Annotated in this window: 16 protein-coding genes and 1 pseudogene; 9 read left to right on the forward strand and 8 right to left on the reverse strand. The window is 56.0% G+C overall.

Annotation, left to right across the window (positions count from 1 at the left end; translation table 11 throughout):
• Position 1: 1 nt before the first annotated feature.
• Complete coding sequence (locus AB1287_RS21345) at positions 2–862, reverse strand: triphosphoribosyl-dephospho-CoA synthase (RefSeq protein WP_435619026.1); 861 nt, start codon at positions 860–862, stop codon at positions 2–4.
• Positions 862–2,517 (reverse strand): malonate decarboxylase subunit alpha, encoded by a 1,656-nt coding sequence (gene mdcA, locus AB1287_RS21350; protein ID WP_435619027.1) that lies wholly within the window; start codon positions 2,515–2,517, stop codon positions 862–864. The genes AB1287_RS21345 and mdcA overlap by 1 nt, the downstream gene beginning before the upstream one ends.
• Before the next feature lie 546 nt (positions 2,518–3,063).
• Here mdcA and AB1287_RS21355 point away from each other — a divergent pair.
• Positions 3,064–3,162, forward strand: a pseudogene (locus AB1287_RS21355) (transposase domain-containing protein); the annotation flags it as partial.
• A gap of 272 nt (positions 3,163–3,434) precedes the next feature.
• On the opposite strand, the gene AB1287_RS21360 reads toward AB1287_RS21355, so the two are convergent.
• The gene (locus AB1287_RS21360; RefSeq protein WP_435619028.1) at positions 3,435–4,472 is read right to left on the reverse strand and encodes an AI-2E family transporter; all 1,038 of its coding nucleotides are present in this window, start codon (positions 4,470–4,472) and stop codon (positions 3,435–3,437) included.
• A 398-nt stretch (positions 4,473–4,870) separates the two neighbouring features.
• Here AB1287_RS21360 and mdtJ point away from each other — a divergent pair, with 398 nt between their 5' ends.
• The 3 genes from mdtJ to AB1287_RS21375 all read left to right on the forward strand — a co-directional run bounded on the left by mdtJ (position 4,871) and on the right by AB1287_RS21375 (position 7,816).
• Positions 4,871–5,233, forward strand: coding sequence for a multidrug/spermidine efflux SMR transporter subunit MdtJ (gene mdtJ, locus AB1287_RS21365; RefSeq protein ID WP_435619029.1), 363 nt, complete (start codon positions 4,871–4,873; stop codon positions 5,231–5,233).
• Entirely contained in the window at positions 5,220–5,549 is a 330-nt protein-coding gene (gene mdtI / locus AB1287_RS21370) for a multidrug/spermidine efflux SMR transporter subunit MdtI (protein ID WP_312626350.1), read from the forward strand. Before mdtJ ends, mdtI begins: the two co-directional genes overlap by 14 nt.
• A 104-nt stretch (positions 5,550–5,653) precedes the next feature.
• Positions 5,654–7,816, forward strand: coding sequence for an EAL domain-containing protein (locus tag AB1287_RS21375; protein WP_435619030.1), 2,163 nt, complete (start codon positions 5,654–5,656; stop codon positions 7,814–7,816).
• Here AB1287_RS21375 and AB1287_RS21380 read toward each other — a convergent pair whose 3' ends face one another.
• The 3 genes from AB1287_RS21380 to AB1287_RS21390 form a co-directional block, all read right to left on the reverse strand.
• Complete coding sequence (locus tag AB1287_RS21380) at positions 7,817–8,641, reverse strand: trypsin-like serine peptidase (RefSeq protein WP_312626352.1); 825 nt, start codon at positions 8,639–8,641, stop codon at positions 7,817–7,819.
• Positions 8,642–8,900: 259 nt separating this feature from the next.
• Positions 8,901–9,329: an acid resistance repetitive basic protein Asr gene (asr, locus tag AB1287_RS21385; protein WP_312626354.1), complete on the reverse strand. Its 429-nt coding sequence runs from the start codon at positions 9,327–9,329 to the stop codon at positions 8,901–8,903.
• 250 nt (positions 9,330–9,579) lie between these two features.
• Positions 9,580–11,064 carry a carboxypeptidase M32 gene (locus AB1287_RS21390; protein ID WP_312626355.1) on the reverse strand — a complete coding sequence of 495 codons (1,485 nt, stop codon included), beginning with the start codon at positions 11,062–11,064 and terminating at the stop codon, positions 9,580–9,582.
• 127 nt (positions 11,065–11,191) lie between these two features.
• On the opposite strand from AB1287_RS21390, the gene AB1287_RS21395 reads away from it, so the two are divergent.
• A complete protein-coding gene (locus tag AB1287_RS21395; protein ID WP_312626357.1) occupies positions 11,192–11,284 on the forward strand; it encodes a KPN_01571 family protein in 93 nt (30 codons plus the stop codon).
• Between the two features lie 29 nt (positions 11,285–11,313).
• Here the strand turns inward: AB1287_RS21395 and AB1287_RS21400 are convergent, their stop codons facing one another.
• Positions 11,314–12,564: an MFS transporter gene (locus AB1287_RS21400; protein WP_435619031.1), complete on the reverse strand. Its 1,251-nt coding sequence runs from the start codon at positions 12,562–12,564 to the stop codon at positions 11,314–11,316.
• 169 nt (positions 12,565–12,733) lie between these two features.
• Here AB1287_RS21400 and AB1287_RS21405 point away from each other — a divergent pair, with 169 nt between their 5' ends.
• The 3 genes from AB1287_RS21405 to bioD all read left to right on the forward strand — a co-directional run bounded on the left by AB1287_RS21405 (position 12,734) and on the right by bioD (position 15,800).
• Entirely contained in the window at positions 12,734–13,663 is a 930-nt protein-coding gene (locus tag AB1287_RS21405) for a LysR family transcriptional regulator (RefSeq protein WP_435619032.1), read from the forward strand.
• A gap of 93 nt (positions 13,664–13,756) precedes the next feature.
• Positions 13,757–14,977: a sugar metabolism global transcriptional regulator Mlc gene (gene mlc, locus AB1287_RS21410; protein ID WP_435619033.1), complete on the forward strand. Its 1,221-nt coding sequence runs from the start codon at positions 13,757–13,759 to the stop codon at positions 14,975–14,977.
• A 127-nt stretch (positions 14,978–15,104) separates the two neighbouring features.
• The gene (gene bioD, locus AB1287_RS21415) at positions 15,105–15,800 is read left to right on the forward strand and encodes a dethiobiotin synthase (RefSeq protein ID WP_435619034.1); all 696 of its coding nucleotides are present in this window, start codon (positions 15,105–15,107) and stop codon (positions 15,798–15,800) included.
• Here bioD and clcB read toward each other — a convergent pair.
• Entirely contained in the window at positions 15,753–17,048 is a 1,296-nt protein-coding gene (gene clcB / locus AB1287_RS21420) for a voltage-gated ClC-type chloride channel ClcB (RefSeq protein ID WP_435619035.1), read from the reverse strand. The two genes, bioD and clcB, sit on opposite strands and share 48 nt — an antisense overlap.
• A 133-nt stretch (positions 17,049–17,181) precedes the next feature.
• On the opposite strand from clcB, the gene AB1287_RS21425 reads away from it, so the two are divergent.
• Positions 17,182–17,422 (forward strand): hypothetical protein (locus AB1287_RS21425; RefSeq protein ID WP_435619036.1); only part of this gene is annotated, 241 nt, incomplete at its 3' end.

Consider the following 17,422-nt stretch of genomic DNA (forward strand, 5'->3'; position numbering starts at 1 on the left):
TTTAAATTGAGCAAGACGCGGGCTGGCTGACCCTGTCAAGAAACAGCGTGGCGGCGAGAAGATCCGCGGCACCACCGGGCGAAGCATTAAGTTCGAGCATCTGAGCATCGAGTTCAGCGAGCGCTTCGCGGCCTTGTGCCGTGGCGCAACCGCCTGCATTCAGCACCGTGCGGGCTCCGGCCTGCATCGCTTCCAGACCGGGCATGCCCGCTCGCGAAAGTACGCAGGTGTCGCTGAGCGAGGTCATGATCGCCATCAGTGCATCAAGGCGGGCTTCGCTCTCGTTCGCACCCATTGCGCGGCTGCGTAACAGCTGCGGTAACGCGAGCTGCATCACGTGCGGAAACGCCTGTTGCGCCTCTTCACGTGCACCCGGCACCCGGTACTGATGCGTGGCTTTCAGCCCTTTACTGAAGGTCTTCGGCGCAGCGCCGTCCGGCAGGCGGGCGAGCAGGGCAGCGGATTGTGCAATCTGCTGTGCGCCTGCGTTACCGCCATGCATCGCCACGGCGCTGACCAGTAAGCCGAGTGCCCAGATGGCGCCGCGATGGGTATTCACGCCATGGGTGGCGGCCATCATCTGCTGTTCGCCTTCGCGCCCTAAACGACCGACGGTTTCGCGCAGGGCGATGTCGGTGGGACGCAGCCAGCTTTGCTTGGCCAGTTGCAGAAACGTTGGGGTCAGGCTGTGTGCCGAGCGCTCCATCAGCGCCAAAGAGAGGTCGTGATGGGCACCGTTTCCCCGGCTGTCCACCAGACCCGGCTTCGGGCTTAATCGCGCTTCGTCGATCAGGCAGTCGCGGGCGATGAACGCCAGCCTTTCTGCCTGCACCTCGGCATGAGTCTGTGACAGGAGTTTCATTACCAGCTCCGGAATTTCGCAGGTGGGTTGTAAAGACCGTCGGACCATTCGACCAGATCCGCCACGCTGCCTGCGGCGAGCAGGGAACGGGTGGCGTCAGAACGGCGGATGCCCATGTCTTCCGGGTAGACCACTTTGCCGCTTTTGCGCAGCTCAGCGACGCGTTTGGCATCCACGCCAAGGCCGATATCGGTGATCCCGGCGACGGCAGCAACCATTGCTCGACGCTCTTCAAGACTTTCACTGCGATAGAGGTAGGCGATGCCTTCTTCGGTCAATACGTGAGTGACGTCGTCGCCGTAAATCATCACCGGCGCCAGCGGCATCCCGGAGGATTTCGCCACTTCAACGGCGTCCAGCTGCTCGACAAAGCTTGGCTTCACGCCAGCCTGGAAGGTTTCGACCATTTGCACGACGAGTTTTTTACCGCGCTGCATTGGGTCTGGCTCGGTGATCATGTTCAGCCAGGCAGGGGTTGCGTGACGGCGACCGTGCGGATCGTGACCCATATTCGGCGCGCCGCCGAAGCCGGACAGACGACCGCGTGTCACGGTAGAGGAGTTAGCAAGCCCATCAATCTGCAAGGTAGAGCCGATGAACATGTCCACCGCGTACTGGCCTGCCAGCTGGCAGAAGGCACGGTTGGAGCGCATGGAGCCGTCGGCACCGGTGAAGAAAATGTCCGGACGGGCGCGGATGTACTCTTCCATTCCCAGCTCGCCGCCGAAGCAGTGCACGCTTTCCACCCAGCCGCTTTCAATGGCAGGGATAAGCGTTGGATGCGGGTTGAGCGTCCAGTGCTTACAGATTTTGCCTTTCAGGCCAAGCTGTTCGCCGTAGGTCGGCAGCAGCAGCTCGATGGCGGCAGTGTTGAAGCCGATGCCGTGGTTCAGGGACTGCACCTGATGTTCGGCGTAGATGCCTTTAATTGCCATCATCGCCATCAGGATATGCTCCTGCTTGATGAGGCGCGGGTCGCGGGTGAACAGCGGTTCGATAAAGAACGGCTTGTCGGCGACGACCACGTAATCAATCCACGAGCCCGGAATATCGACGCGCGGCAGGTCACATTCGTCATCGACGATTTCGTTAACCTGCGCGATAACGATCCCGTCGCGGAAGGCGGCGGCCTCAACCAGCGCCGGGGTGTCTTCGGTACTTGGCCCGGTATAGAGGTTGCCTTTGCGGTCGGCTTTATACCCGGCAATCAGTGCCACGTTGGGGCAGAGATCGACGTAAAGGCGGGAGTAAAGTTCGATATAGGTGTGGATGGCGCCGATTTCGAGTTGACCGTCCTGCAACAGTTGCGAAATGCGCAGGCTCTGCGGGCCGGAGAAGGAGAAATCGAGCTTGCGGGCAATGCCTTTTTCGAAGATGTCGAGATGCTCGCTGCGACCGACGCTTGGCATGATCATATGCAGATCGTGCACTTTTGCCGGGCTCACTTCAGCAAGCATACGGGAGAGAAAATCGGCCTGCTTCTGGTTGTTACCTTCCAGTACCACGCGGTCGCCTGGGGCAATCAGTTTTTCCAGTGCGTCCACCAGACCGTCAGTGGGAATGACTTTCCCCTGCACCGAAAGGGAAGCGACACGGCGCGCTTTTTCGCTGCGGCGTGTGTTCCAGTTTCGGGCTGGATTTTGGCCAGCATTCATTATTAACCTCCTGATTCAGCAAATCATTTTGCCTGGATTTATGCTGCAGTTAGTCTGCTCCGTAAGGAGTAACCCATCAATTAACCCGGGGGACAGATTGTTAGCCTAAGAGTAATAATTGCCTGCGGAATTATGTGATGGCGATCGAAGTCGGAATGGGAAGTGTAGACTATGTGTACAGGGAGACAGGAGCAGGTGAAAATTCAGTAAAGCGAGAGGAGTGTTCAGATAACGGACAGAGGAAATGTGTGGTTCCCAAAATAAATCTGAGTGACTGGATTAATGTACTCTTTCGCAATAAAGCGCGCGCAATGACAAGCGATGGTTTATTTATTTTTATACAAACGTTGGATGATATTGTTTTATTCAGCCCTGTTTTTTCGTTGATTTTTTCGTCAGAAAGGCGAGCAAAGAGTAGCCGGCACGCCGCCAAAACCTGTCTGATTTCACATATTCACCATCCGTATATGTTCCTGCAATGTAAGCGTACAGCGAGAACCGTCTGGTCATGACCTGATGTATTCGACAAAGTGGTGTACACCAAAAGAAGGCTACCTCCGCTATGTGCTTGACGTTATAGCCGACTGGCCGGTGAATCGGGTCAGCGAACTGCTACCCTGGCGCATCACACTGCCAACTGAATAACACATCCCCGTCAATACGGCCCTCGGTGTACGCTTACCCTGCAATTTAGGGGCGTTCTGTTTATGTTACATATACCCGCAGGGCTTTACTCTGTGTCAGGACGGCATGCAGAGGGGGTTGTAAAAATGAAAGAGCAGGGAGCTGTGGTGGTAAAGATGATTATTTTCTGGGCAGTGCTGATTTTGTTAGTGCGACAGGCCATTCTCGCAGGCTGGATTGACAGGCTGATCATGTGAGCGCGAGTGCACTTTTCACGTCAGCCTGCCGGGCGTTTACGCCTTTTTGCTTAAGTCACTGAGCAGTACCGCGATGCTTTTCCCTCCTTCGGTGTTCTCCAGGCCGATTTTAACAACGATCGTCAGCGGCACCGACAGCAGCATGCCCACCGGGCCGAGCAGCCAGCCCCAGAAAATCAGCGACAGGAACACCACCAGCGTTGAAAGCCCCAGCCCGCGTCCCATGATTCGCGGCTCCAGTATATTGCCGAACACCATATTGATGGCCAGGTAGCCTGCCAGCACGACCAGCGCATCATACAGCCCGCCGAAAACCAGCACCTGCAGAATCGGCGGAATAGCGGCGAGCACCGATCCGATATTGGGAATATAGTTGAGTGCGAATGCCAGCAGCCCCCAGATAAAGGCAAACCGCACGTCGAGCGCGGCGAGCATTGCCCAGGCCACCAGGCCCGTGACCACGCTGATGGCAGTTTTCAGCACCAGATAGTGGGAGACGCTGTCGATAGCCCGCTGAATCGCCGCCATACCTTCCACCGGACGCACCATCATCTGTTTCAGTTTGGTGGGCAGTTGCGGCACTTCGAACAGCATAAACACCACCGTTAACAGCAGCAGAAAAATAGACGACATAGCGTTGGTGAGCTGGGTCAGCAGGCTGGTGACGAACGTCATGGCGGCGTTCGGGTCAATATACTTCACCAGCTCGTTGACCGAGACTTCGATACCAAACCGCTGAAGCCACGGCTCCAGATTTTGCAGCGGAACAACCAGTGATGAACGATACTGCGGCAGGGTACGGGCCAGTTCGTTCAGTGAGGTGCCCAGCGTGGCGAGCAGCAGCACCGCCACCAGGATTATCAGGCCAATCAGCAGGCTTATTGCAAGTACCCGCGGTACGCGCAGGCGCTCCAGCCACTGCACCACCGGGTTGAGTACCACTGAGATAAACAGCGCCAGAATAAACGGCACCACGATATCGGCGGCGAAACGAATGCCGGTGAGAATAATCACCAGCATTCCCAGCATGATGACTATTTTTAATGCATTGAGCGTAATACCCGTTTTTGCCATGACACGCTTCCTTAATCTGTTTAGCAACATCATAAAGGTGGATGGGTCGAGAATAAACGAATAAAGGCTAAACCGCCTCAGTAAAGAATTGAAAAGACTTTGAGTTTATTGTGGCGCTATGCCAGAATTGCGCTGTGTTTAACTACTGAGGACAATTTTCATCCGCAATGACGAGAAGCAATACCGCGGATAATTGTAATTTTATGGACATCCTGTTCAAAACCCGAACTTCCTGTCAATTTATTGTTTTTCCTTCCTTTGCTACGCAGTCTGGTGAGCAGCACTGGCGCTCTGCGCTATAGTTTCCTTCTTCGTTTGAGCTAAATTTTAATCGTTTTTATTCGGTTTGCGCGTTTCGCAAGCTGCAACGGATTATATTCTCAGGCAGGAGAAGTCATATGTTTTACTGGATATTATTAGCCCTGGCGATCGCCACGGAAATTATTGGTACGCTTTCCATGAAATGGGCCAGCGTCAGCAACGGTCACGCCGGTTATATTTTAATGCTCGGCATGATTGCACTTTCCTATATATTCTTATCCTTCGCGGTAAAAAAAATCGCCCTCGGCGTGGCCTATGCCCTGTGGGAGGGGGTGGGGATATTGCTGATTACGCTGTTCAGCGTGACGCTGTTTGATGAAACGCTCACCGTGATGAAAGTGGCGGGGCTGGCAACGCTGGTGGCGGGGATTGTGCTGATTAAATCGGGCACCCGCAAAGCGAAAAAGCAGCCTGCGGAGGTGAATCATGCCGCAGTTTGAGTGGATTCACGGGGTCTGGCTGGCGGGGGCGATTGTGCTGGAAATTGTCGCCAATATTTTCCTTAAATTCTCAGACGGTTTTCGTCGCAAGCTGTATGGCATTTTGTCACTGGCGGCGGTACTGGCGGCCTTCAGCGCGCTGTCGCAAGCGGTGAAAGGGATCGACCTTTCCGTGGCGTATGCCATCTGGGGTGGTTTTGGCGTGGCGGCCACGCTTGCCGCAGGCTGGATCCTCTTTGGTCAGCGTCTGAACAACAAAGGCTGGATTGGTTTAGGCTTGTTAATCGCCGGTATGGTGATGATTAAACTTGCATGATGTGACGCTGCCCGCAAATGCGGGCAGCGAAAAATGTCAGGTGTATTACGCTATCTGAATAGGGTGCATTTCCCCGATGCCTGTTGCGTGCATGAGGGTTGTGAATGTTTAATCCATCTCGCTGGCGTAATCTCGCCACTGCCAGAGTCCTGTTCGTGATGCTCTTTATGGCCGGCATCGGTCTCATCGTCTCCGTTGTCTCTCTGCTCTACCTCTCCCAGCATCTGATCAGCAGCAAAACCAATGCGATAGACGCGCACCGTTCGGCGCTGTCGGTGGATGGCGCTATTCAGACATCCGTAAACCGCGTGCTGTCACTTGTCGTTGATAACGCTATCTGGGATGACGCGGTGCATAAAGTTTATCCCCCGGAGCTTGATACCCGCTGGCTGTACGATACCTGGGGCGCGGGTTTTAAAATCAATAATCTCTACGACGGCACCTTCGTGCTGGACCAGAATTACCAGGTGCTGTGGGGATCGTTTCACAGCCAGCCGTTTAATGAGCGCAATCTGGCGTTTTTCGGCGAAGGACTGCAGGCGCTGATTATGAAACACAAAGCCGACCTGGCGAGCGGGAAAAATATCTATGCCGGGATCACCCGCACGCGGGAAGGCGTGGCGTTTATCGGGATAGGTCTGATCCGCCCGATGACCAGTCGCCTGCAGGTCTACGACGCCACCCGGCGTTATCTGGTGATTACCCGCCATCTCAATCCACAAATTCTGAAAGATCTGGGTAATACCTTCCAGATAGCCAATCTTAACTTCACGCCGCAAAAGTACAGCGAGTCCAGCGTGCCGCTCAAAACGTCCGGCGGTGAAACCGTGGGCTATCTTAACTGGCAGCCACGTTTGCCGGGCGCAGAAGCGGCGATGGCGGCCTCGCCGGAAATCCGGAAAATTGTCGCGCTGGCGGCGGGGCTGATTCTGCTGTTCATCATGTTGAGCAGCCTGGGGCTGTACAAGCTGGCGCGTGGCGAAAAACAGGCGCGAGACATTTCGCTCACCGACTGGCTGAGCCATTTGCCTAATCGCCGGGCGCTGATTGAGCATCTGGAACGGCCCAGCCTGCGAAGTGAAGATGCACTGAAAACGGTGGTGTTTATCGATCTGGACGGCTTCAAGGATGTGAACGACATTTACGGCCACGACGTGGGCGATGCGCTGATTGTGCACATCGCCCATACTCTGCAAACGCAGGTACCGCCGGGCGGCATGCTGGCAAGGCTTGGCGGAGATGAGTTCGCCATGACGGTCAGCGGCGTAGAGGCGGGGCAAAAAGCGGCTGCGTTTGCCGGAAGCGTGCTCGATTATCTGAACCCCCCAATTCGTCTCGGCGAACGCACCATTCACATTAGCGCCAGTATCGGAATAGCCAGCGGAACGCTCGCCAGCAGCGGCAGCTCAGAGCTGTTTCGCCGGGCGGACATCGCCATGTATCACTCGAAAATGACCGGGAAAGGGCGGATCACGCATTACGACGCTGAACTGAACAGCGCCCGCGAATACCAGCTCAGTATCGAAAATGACATTCGTGACGGGCTGGATAACGATGAGTTTGAGGTCTGGTATCAACCGATTGTTGATGCGCGTTCGCAGAAAATGACCGGCGTGGAGGCGCTGGTACGCTGGCCCCGGCGGCCAAAAGGTGAACTCAAACCCGATGCCTTTATCGCCATCGCTGAAACCAGCGGGCTGATTTATTCGCTCGGCCAGTTTGTGCTGCGCCGGGCATGTGCCGATTTACAGGCGCTGGAAGACCTTAAGCTATCGGTAAATATTTCGCCTGCGCAGTTCCGCGATCCGGAGTTTGAAAACAAAGTGGCTCAGGTCCTTGAATCCAGCCACTTCCCGCCGTATCGGTTACAGCTTGAAGTCACTGAAACCTATGTACTGGAAAATCCTGAACGGGCGCGCGGGGCGATCTCCACGCTTAAGCAGCTTGGCACTGCCGTGGCGCTCGATGATTTCGGGACGGGCTACTCCAGCATTGGCTATCTGCGGCGCTTCAATTTCGACACCATAAAAATTGATAAATCTCTGGCGGGGCTGGTAGACAATGACGATCAGGCAGCCGCCTTAGTGAGCGGCACTATCCGCATTGCCAGTGCGTTAGGGATGACGGTGATTGCCGAAGGGGTGGAAAACGAAAAACAGATGAAGCTGCTGAGGCTTGCAGGGTGCGATCAGCTGCAGGGCTTCTGGTTCAGCGAGCCGATGCCAATAGCGTCGCTGCTGCAGTTGCGCCAGCAGCGACAGTGCTGATTACTCGCCCGCCAGCGCCTCGAGCTTGTCGCGAAAACCGGTGACGGAGATCGCGCGGTTGTCGGCGCGCCATCTGTCCTGAGCCGCGGGTGCAGAGCTCTGAACGCCAATCAGCTGCCAGCCATTTTCGGTTTTCAACATCAGCGGCGAACCGCTGTCGCCCGGCAGGGTATCGCACTGGTGCGACAGCACGGTGTTTTGCGCCCAGCCCGTCACCAGACAATTATTATGCGTATAAAGGGAATCCAGATGATCGAGAGGATAACCCGACTGCGTAACCTGGCGGTCGGCAGTTTTTAATGCCGCGGTGAGCGCATCTTTATCGCCGTTGAACAGCGGCAGCGGGGTGATCCCGGAAGGAGGGTTACGCAATACAATCAGCCCAAAATCCCAGGGTGCGGCGGATGAGGGAACAATCCAGCCCTCACCATCTGGCTTCAGGCGTTTCCCCAGCGACGGCTCCACGCGGCCTTCAATGTCATGAATCTCATAACGCCAGCCCCCTTTTTGCGAAATGAAGCGCAGCGCCACGGCTTTGTCTGACTTGCCTTTTGGCGGCGTCAGCAGACAGTGTCCGGCGGTGAGGGCCAGGTGTGGGGAAACCAGCGTGGCGGTACACAGGTTACCGCTCGCGGTTTCGAGTTGCCCAATTGCATCCCAGGGAGATTGCCCTGGATTCGTCACCCTGACGCGGTCGTCATGACCGAAAAATAAGGTTTTAAGATCTTTGGCACTGATGCCCGTATCGTCGCTGTCGTCGTCAGCGTGGGTCAGGGGAGAAAAAAGGCAAACGGCTCCCAGTACAACCACTATGGATCTGCGCATAACACTCTCTGAAGGGCGATTATGATTATTAAAAGGTAAACCCAATGAGATTACTATAGACGGGATGAATGAAAAGTGGGAGTAAAATCAGCGCACTACACTCAGTACAGGAAGAACCGGGTGGCTACCAGTGCACAGACGATCAGCAATAAAAGGATGAGCTCAAAGCGATAGCGGCGCAACATCATTGCTCTCCAGAAAAAAACGGCGCTGTAACAGCGCCGATTTAGTAGACAAGACCGTACTACCGGTTGCGAACTTATGCAGCTGGCTGAGCGGCTGGTTTAGCAGCTTCGTGTTTAGTTGCTTTTTTGTGGTGTTTTTTAGCAGCCTGAGCTTTCTGAGCTACAGCGGGTTTGGTTGCTGCTTTTTTGTGGTGTTTTTTAGCAGCCTGAGCTTTCTGAGCTACAGCGGGTTTAGTTGCTGCTTTTTTGTGGTGCTTTTTAGCGGCCTGAGCTTTCTGCTCTGCTGCTGGTTTTGCAGCGGCTTTTTTGTGGTGCTTTTTGGCAGCCTGAGCTTTCTGCGCTGGCGCTGCTTTTTTGTGTTTTTTGTGATGAGTGGTTTTCGCTGGAGCCGCGTGAGTAGCAGCAGGTGCAGCAGCCGGAGCGGTAGCAGTAGTGTCAGCAGCGAAAGCGGCAGAAGACAGACCCATAGCAGCGGCAACAACCAGAGCTAATACTTTTTTCATTCTGAAATCCTCGAATTTGGTTTCTATGTTCAACCCCACTGCGGGGCCGTTGAAATGAACTATAGACTTGTGGATCAACGCCTTCAGTGAGTGATTGGTATCGGCGTGTAACCGTTTGTACAAGGTGTACGGAGGTAAAAGCAAAAAGGCGCTTTTAAAGCGCCTTTTTTAGCGTGTGCTCCCTCTCCCTGAGGGAGGGCCGGGGCAACGTGTAGGCCGGGTAAGGCGCGAGCCGCCACCCGGCAAAGGATTACAAATAACGAGTCGTCAAATGCTCGCGGAAATAGCGGCTGTTGAGGTCTTCCCCGGTTGCGCGGGTAATCAGCTCTGAGGTACTGAAACGGCTGCCGTGCTGCCAGATATTCTCACGCAGCCAGCTGAACAGTGGGCTGAAGTTGCCTTCGGCCAGCTGACTGTCGAGGTCTGGCAGCGCTTTGCGCGCGGCCTGGAACAGCTGCGCGGCGTACATTGCACCTAAGGTGTAAGACGGGAAGTAGCCGAAGCCGCCGTCGGTCCAGTGAATGTCCTGCATGCAGCCGTTTCGGTAGTTGCCTTCTGTTGACAGCCCCAGGTACTGCTGCATTTTCTCATTCCACAGTCCCGGGATGTCATCCACTTCAATGTCACCGTCAATCAGCGCACGTTCGATTTCGTAGCGCAGAATGACGTGCGACGGGTAGCTGACTTCATCGGCATCTACGCGAATGAATCCGCGCTCAACGGTCTGACTCCAGGCGATAAAGTTGTCCAGGGTAAAGGCTGGTTGATTGCCGAAACGCTGCTGGATGAGCGGCAGAATGTGCTTCAGAAAGGCTGCACTGCGCCCGATCTGCATCTCAAAGAACAGACTTTGTGATTCATGTACGCCTGTTGAACGGGCAAGCGCCACCGGCTGTCCGGCCCACTGGCGGGGCAGGTTTTGCTCGTAGCGTGCATGGCCGGTTTCGTGGATCACGCCGAAAAGGGCGCTGAGCAGATCGTCTTCGTCATAGCGCGTGGTGATGCGGACATCCTCAGGTACACCGCCGCAAAAGGGGTGGGTGCTGACGTCCAGCCGACCGCCGTTAAAATCAAAGCCGAGCAGGCTCATCGCCTCAAGACCGAGATCGCGCTGTGATTCCGTGGCGAACGGGCCTTGCGGGTTGATAAGCGACCGGCTGGCCTGCTTATCGACTACGGTTTGCAGGAGGTCCGGCAGCCAGCTTTTCAGATCGGCAAACAGTACGTCCAGGCGCGCACTGGTCATGCCGGGTTCGTAGATATCAAGCAGGGCGTCGTAACGGGAACCGCCGCTGGCTTCTGCGCGGAGTTTCGCTTCCTCGCGGCTCAGGCGAACCACCTCTTTCAGGTTTGGTGCGAAGCCTGCCCAGTCATTGTTTTTACGCTGAGTACGCCAGGCGTGCTCGCAGCGGTTCCCGGCCAGGGATTTCGCTTCCACCAGACTCTCCGGCAGAAGGGCCGCCTGGTTGTATGAGCGCGCCATTTCGCGCAGGTTGGCGCGTTCATCGTCGCTCAGGTTTTCCTGTTGGGCTGCATCAAGCAGGACGGCGACGTTTTTGTCGGTCAGGATCTGGTGCTGAAGCACGCCGAGCTCTGCCAGTGCTTCACCACGAGCCTGACTGCCGCCCGGCGGCATCATGGCGGCCATATCCCAGCCAGCGATGGCGGACAGGTGTGAGAAATGCGATAAGCGCTGGAAAATACGGGTGAGTTGCGGGTAAGCGTTATTTGCCATTTTGCCTTAATCCAAAAAAGTGAAATATGACGACGCGAATGATGAAAAATGCGACGAAAGTATGAGGCGAAGTGCGATTTTTAGATCATGATGATCACTAGCACAGGTCAACAGTGGGCGGCAAACTATGAATCCGTTCGTCTGGATCTTTATCACGCTGCTGTCGATTGGCGCAGTGCAGGATATGGGCGGTTTAACCGCCATATTCAGCCAGTTGTAGAACAGCCCGCCGGGTGCGGGCAACCCGAATTAGTGCAGGCGTTTGTGCAGACAAGAGCCGGTAATCAGCGCCAGGACGAGCATTGCTGCAATAAATCCGCCCACGCCATTCCATCCCCAGCTATGCCAGAACACCCCGCCGAGCGTCCCCGCAATACTTGAGCCGAGATAGTAACTGAACAGATAGAGCGATGAGGCCTGCCCGCGTGCGCGACGGGCGCGAGGGCCAATCCAGCTGCTGGCAACGGAGTGGGCTGCGAAGAAGCCTGCGGAAAAGAGCAGCATGCCGAAGAAAATCAGCCACAACGATGTGAACAGGGTCAGCGGCAAACCGCAAAGCATCACGGCGGTAAAGCCAACCATCACCGGACCGCGACCATAGCGCTGGGTCATGGCACCTGCCTTCGGCGAACTCCATGTCCCGGTGAGATAGGCAACGGACAGCAGGCCTACCACCGCCTGGCTCAGTGACCACGGCGACATCATCAGGCGATAACCGATATAGTTGAACAGCGTGACGAACGCGCCCATCAGCAGAAATCCTTCGGCGAACAGCAGAGGCAGCCCTTTGTCACGCCAGTGAATGCGGAAATTGATGAACAGCGATTTCGGACGCAGCGAGGCGGCCTTGAAGTGGCGGGAGTCCGGCAGAATACGCCAGAACATCAGGGCTGCGGCGAGCGCGAAGCAGCCAATCATGGCAATGGCCACGCGCCAGCCAAAGAAGTCGGTCATCACCCCGGTCAGCAGACGACCGCTCATCCCACCAATCGAGTTGCCGCTGATGTATAACCCCATCGAAAAGGCGACAAAACTCGGATGAATCTCCTCGCTGAGATAGGTCATGCCCACGGCTGCGACGCCGCTCAGGGAGAGGCCAATCAGCGCGCGCATGATCAGAATGCCGTGCCAGCTGGTCATCATTGTTGACAGCAGAGTGCAGCAGGAAGCAAGCAGCAGTGCGGTAACCATCACCGGCTTGCGGCCGATGGCATCGGAAAGCGGTCCGGTAAACAGTAGCCCGACCGCCAGCAGCGCGGTCGATATCGACAGTGAAATACTTGAGCTGGCGGGCGAAACACCGAACTCATGCGAAAGCACCGGCAGGATAGGCTGCACGCAGTAAAGCAGGGCGAAGGTGGCGAGTCCGGCAGAGAAGAGCGCGAGGGTGACGCGGATAAACTGCGGCGTACCGCGCTGAATAAACTGGCCCGGCGCAGGAAGACGAATATCGCTGACGTCACGGGCCGGGGCGGTGTCAACGGTGGTAGTACGGCTCACGGAAGATCCTTGTATTGATGCGTTTTTTGCCAGGTGGCGGGCCTGGATGAGACGGGGAGGCCCGGTAATCGCAGCGCCACCGGGCGATGATGATGCGATGAATAACAGAGTAGGAAAATGTAAATATTCTGTCTAATATATTAATAATCTCAAATGATACATCTAAAATATGAATATTGAGCTACGACATTTACGCTACTTTGTGGCGGTGGCTGAAGAGCTGCACTTTGGGCGCGCTGCCGCCCGGCTGAACATCTCTCAGCCGCCGTTAAGTCAGCAGATTCAAATCCTTGAGCAGCAGATTGGCGCCCGGCTGTTCGCCCGAACGAACCGCAGCGTCAGTATGACCGCCGCCGGGAAGCAATTTCTTAATGATGCCAGGCAAATTCTGATGCAGGTAGAGGAAGCTGCTGCCCGAGCGGCCCGTTTGCACCACGGGGAAACGGGAGAATTGCGAATTGGTTTTACCTCCTCAGCGCCATTTATTCAGGCGGTATCCGATACGCTGTCACGCTTTCGGCGACAGTATCCGGACGTTCATCTTCAGACGCGTGAAAGCAATACCCGGGAGCAAATTGCTCCGCTGAATGAGGGCGCGCTCGATCTTGGCCTGATGCGTAAAACCCAGCTGCCGGACACGCTGGACTGGCAGGTTATTCTGCGTGAGCCGCTGCTGGCCATGGTGCCGCGCGATCACCGCCTGGCGCAGTGCGATGCGGTAACGCTGACCGAACTGGTGCAGGAGCCGCTGGTGTTTTTCGATCCTCGCGTGGGCACCGGGCTTTACGACGATATCCTTGGCCTGCTGCGGCCTTATGGCGCGCCGATCATCACTCAGGAAGTGGGTGAGGCCATGACCATCATCGGGCTGGTTTCCGCCGGGCTGGGCGTGTCCATTCTTCCGGCTTCCTTCAAAAAAGTGCAGCTGAATGAAATGCGCTGGCTGCCGATCGCGGACGAAGAGGCTGTGTCAGAAATGTGGCTGGTGTGGTCCCGTCATCATGAACAAACGCAGGCGGCACAGCGTTTTCGTGAGCAGCTTCTGGCGGCGGCCAGCGTCGACTTTTTTGCCGAAAAGGCACGAAAAAATGTGCGGTAAATCACAAGCCTAAGTAAAAATTTGACGTGTTGCGTCGAAGTGATTCAACATAGCAAAAGTTTATTTCGAAGCGCGAAAATAAGGGAGTCTGCGGTGGTAGCAGAAAGTCAGCCAGGGCATATCGATCAGATTAAGCAGACCAACGCAGGCGCCGTGTATCGCCTAATTGATCAGCTCGGCCCGGTGTCCCGCATTGACCTTTCTCGCCTCGCCCAGCTTGCTCCTGCCAGCATCACCAAAATCGTTCGCGAAATGCTTGAAGCCCATCTGGTGCAGGAAACTGAAATCCAGGAGCCCGGCAGTCGTGGCCGCCCGGCGGTAGGGCTGATGGTGGAAACCGAGGCCTGGCACTATCTGTCGCTGCGCATCAGCCGGGGGGAAATCAATCTGGCGCTGCGCGATCTCAGCAGCAAACTCGTTGTGGAAGAAGAACAAACCCTGCCTTTGGTTGATGATAAATCGTTTCTCGACCGGGTCATTGAGCACATCGACCGCTTCTTTATTCGCCATCAGCAAAAACTGGAGCGATTAACGTCTATTGCGATAACGCTCCCTGGCATTATTGATACTGAAAACGGCATTATCCACCGCATGCCGTTTTACGATGACGTTAAGGACGTAGCGCTCGGTGAAGCGCTTGAATCCCGCACCGGCGTGCCGGTCTATCTGCAACACGATATCAGCGCATGGACCATGGCAGAGGCGCTGTTTGGTGCGTCACGCGGTGCGAGAGACGTGATTCAGGTGGTTATCGATCACAACGTAGGGGCAGGCGTGATCACCGACGGGCGTTTATTGCATGCGGGCAGCAGCAGTCTGGTCGAGATAGGTCACACTCAGGTTGACCCTTACGGCAAGCGTTGCTACTGCGGCAACCACGGCTGTCTGGAAACTATCGCAAGCGTTGAGAGCGTGCTGGAACTCACTCAGGTCCGCATGAAGCAGTCGATGAGCTCGATGCTGCACCAGCAGCCTTTGACGGTGGAGTGGCTGTGCCAGGCGGCGCAGCAGGGCGATCTGCTGGCAAAAGATATCATCAGCGGCGTGGGCACCCACGTCGGGCGCATTCTCGCCATTATGGTGAATTTATTTAATCCGCAAAAAATTCTTATTGGTTCGCCGTTCAACCAGGCCTCAGACATTCTCTTTCCCGCCATCAGCGCCTGCATCCGTCAGCAGTCTCTGCCTGCCTACAGCAAGCATATTAGCGTCGAAAGCACCCAGTTCCGCAACCGTGGCACGATGACCGGCGCGGCGCTGGTGAAAGACGCGCTCTATAACGGATCTCTGCTAATCAGACTGTTACAGGGGTAACAAATTTTCATTGTTAAGCTAAAAATTGCGCTAACTCAAGCTGGCTTTTCGGTCGATCACGTACACTTTCCCCGCTCTGAATTATCACCCTGATTTATATATTCACCGTCAAAGCTGTGGAGTGAACATGCTTAAGCGTTTCTTTATTACGGGTACGGATACCTCTGTGGGCAAGACGGTCGTGTCTCGCGCACTGTTGCAGGCGCTGGCCGCGAGCGGTAGCAGCGTTGCGGGCTATAAGCCCGTCGCCAAAGGCAGTAAGGAAACGCCGGAAGGGCTGCGCAACAAAGATGCGCTGGTGCTGCAAAGCGTTTCCACCCCCGATTTACCCTATAGCGCCATCAATCCTGTCGCGCTGAGCGAAGATGAAAGCAGCGTGGCGCACAGCTGCCCGATTAACTATTCGCTGCTGTCGGAAGGGCTCGCCGCACTGAGCCAGCGCGTCGATCACGTGGTGATTGAAGGCACTGGCGGCTGGCGCAGCCTGATGAACGATCTGCGTCCGCTCTCTGACTGGGTCGTTCAGGAGCAGCTACCGGTATTACTGGTAGTTGGTATCCAGGAAGGCTGCATTAACCATGCGTTGCTGACGGCTCAGGCGATTGCCAATGACGGTCTGCCGCTGATTGGCTGGGTGGCGAACCGCATCAACCCGGGCCTTGCGCACTACGCCGGGATCATTGATGTGCTGAGTAAAAAACTGCCCGCGCCGCTGGTGGGCGAGCTGCCTTATCTGCCGCGAGCGGAACAGCGCGAACTGAGCCAGTATATTGATTTAACCATGTTCGGCGACGTGCTGACGGTAGATGGAGTCAGCGCGTAGGGTTCGTGACAGCACCGACGCTACTACACACGAAATCAGTAAACCGGGCAGTAGCGCATATTGCCCGGTCATTTCACAGATCATCAGCGTCGACATTATCGGCGCGTGGGTGGTCGCCGCCAGCAGCGTGGCCATCCCCGTCAATCCCATCAGAACCGCCATTTCACTGCCGTCCGGCAACCATAGCCCCCACATCCTCGCAAACAGCATGCCGATTGCCATACCGACAAACAGCGTCGGCGTGAAGACACCGCCCGGTGCACCCGATCCGCTGCTGGCGAGTACGGCCAGCAGTTTGCAGATAAACACGCCGCCAATCACCGCAAACAGCGGTGGTGCGAGCAGGTAACTTTGCACCACGCTGTAGCCGTTGCCCCATACCGCTGGCGTCAGCAACGACAGCAAACCGACAACGGTGCCGCCGAGCGCAAGCTGCAACGGGGGAGAAAGCTTCAGGTGTAAAAACAGATTGTGCGTTGCGCCCATCAGCCAGACGAACAGCGGCCCGCACAGGCCTGCGATAAGGCCTGTTGCCAGCATCATTGCGTAGGTGCCCGCGCTGTGCGGCGCATCCACATGAACGTTGTACAGCAGCGCCGGACCGCCGCTGAGCAGATTCGTCACCAGCAGGGCGATCACCGCAGAAACAACCACCGGCCCAAGCGATGCCAGCATCAGGGTGCCGAATAAGATTTCGGCGATGAACAGGCTTCCTGCCAGCGGTGCATGATAGGCGCTGGCCATCCCGGCTGCGGCACCGCAGGCAATCCACAGCTTCCATTCCGTTTTGGGCGTGAAGCGCTGGGCAAAGAAAGAGGCGGCGAGGGTGGCGAGCAGGATCATTGCCCCTTCACGGCCAATGGCGCTGCCGCTGACAACCACCAGTAACGATGCCAGCGATTTCACCAGGCTTGCGCCGAAGTCGAATTTGCCGTCCTCCGTTTCCAGCGCTTCCATGTAGTCGGTCGGGGCGTGAGGACGCTGACGCGTGTAGCGCTGCCAGCCCCACAGTAACAAACCTGCCGCCAGCCCGCCGAGTGCGGGCATTAGCAGACGTCGCCACCAGGGCAGATTGCCTGCTGCATTGACCAGGCTGCGGCTGTCGTTGCTGAGCAGCAGCCATTCCAGGGTGTACATGGCATGGCGAAACAGCGCGACGGCGAGCGCGGCAAGCATGCCGACAAGTGTCGCAATCAGCAGTCGGCGAAAGATAGCCTGAATATCGGGGTAAGCGTGAAGACGGCGCATGAGGTCAACAGGTCAGCAACAGGATACTGAATAATATACACAACACGCTGATGACGATTGATAAATGTCATTAAGCGAAAGAAAATCAGCCCTCAGGTTTCACCATCGGAATCGCCATTAAGGAAGATAACTCATGAAAACGTTTTTACTGGTAGCCACGCTGATTTTGGCAGGGTGTCAGTCTGCGGGGCAGAGCACAACGCCCGTTCCGGTTGATCAACAGATTGATGTGCAGGTGGACGATTTACTGGCGTCACTGGGCAAGCAAGATCGGCAAGGCATTAACGGATATGCGGCACAGCTTAAAGCGGCTGTTGAGAAAGAAGTGCGTATGGGGGATGCATTCAGAGGCAAAGCTGCCAGCACACCTGTTT

This window comes from Scandinavium sp. UTDF21-P1B, assembly GCF_040750395.1.
Taxonomy (GTDB): Bacteria; Pseudomonadota; Gammaproteobacteria; order Enterobacterales; family Enterobacteriaceae; genus Scandinavium.

Excerpts from the sequence above, each read along its gene's own strand:
- AB1287_RS21345 (WP_435619026.1), bottom strand. The coding sequence starts at position 862 with ATGAAACTCCTGTCACAGACTCATGCCGAGGTGCAGGCAGAAAGGCTG.
- mdcA (WP_435619027.1), bottom strand. The coding sequence starts at position 2,517 with ATGAATGCTGGCCAAAATCCAGCCCGAAACTGGAACACACGCCGCAGC.
- AB1287_RS21360 (WP_435619028.1), bottom strand. The coding sequence starts at position 4,472 with ATGGCAAAAACGGGTATTACGCTCAATGCATTAAAAATAGTCATCATG.
- mdtJ (WP_435619029.1), top strand. The coding sequence starts at position 4,871 with ATGTTTTACTGGATATTATTAGCCCTGGCGATCGCCACGGAAATTATT.
- mdtI (WP_312626350.1), top strand. The coding sequence starts at position 5,220 with ATGCCGCAGTTTGAGTGGATTCACGGGGTCTGGCTGGCGGGGGCGATT.
- AB1287_RS21375 (WP_435619030.1), top strand. The coding sequence starts at position 5,654 with ATGTTTAATCCATCTCGCTGGCGTAATCTCGCCACTGCCAGAGTCCTG.
- AB1287_RS21380 (WP_312626352.1), bottom strand. The coding sequence starts at position 8,641 with ATGCGCAGATCCATAGTGGTTGTACTGGGAGCCGTTTGCCTTTTTTCT.
- asr (WP_312626354.1), bottom strand. The coding sequence starts at position 9,329 with ATGAAAAAAGTATTAGCTCTGGTTGTTGCCGCTGCTATGGGTCTGTCT.
- AB1287_RS21390 (WP_312626355.1), bottom strand. The coding sequence starts at position 11,064 with ATGGCAAATAACGCTTACCCGCAACTCACCCGTATTTTCCAGCGCTTA.
- AB1287_RS21395 (WP_312626357.1), top strand. The coding sequence starts at position 11,192 with ATGAATCCGTTCGTCTGGATCTTTATCACGCTGCTGTCGATTGGCGCA.
- AB1287_RS21405 (WP_435619032.1), top strand. The coding sequence starts at position 12,734 with ATGAATATTGAGCTACGACATTTACGCTACTTTGTGGCGGTGGCTGAA.
- bioD (WP_435619034.1), top strand. The coding sequence starts at position 15,105 with ATGCTTAAGCGTTTCTTTATTACGGGTACGGATACCTCTGTGGGCAAG.
- clcB (WP_435619035.1), bottom strand. The coding sequence starts at position 17,048 with ATGCGCCGTCTTCACGCTTACCCCGATATTCAGGCTATCTTTCGCCGA.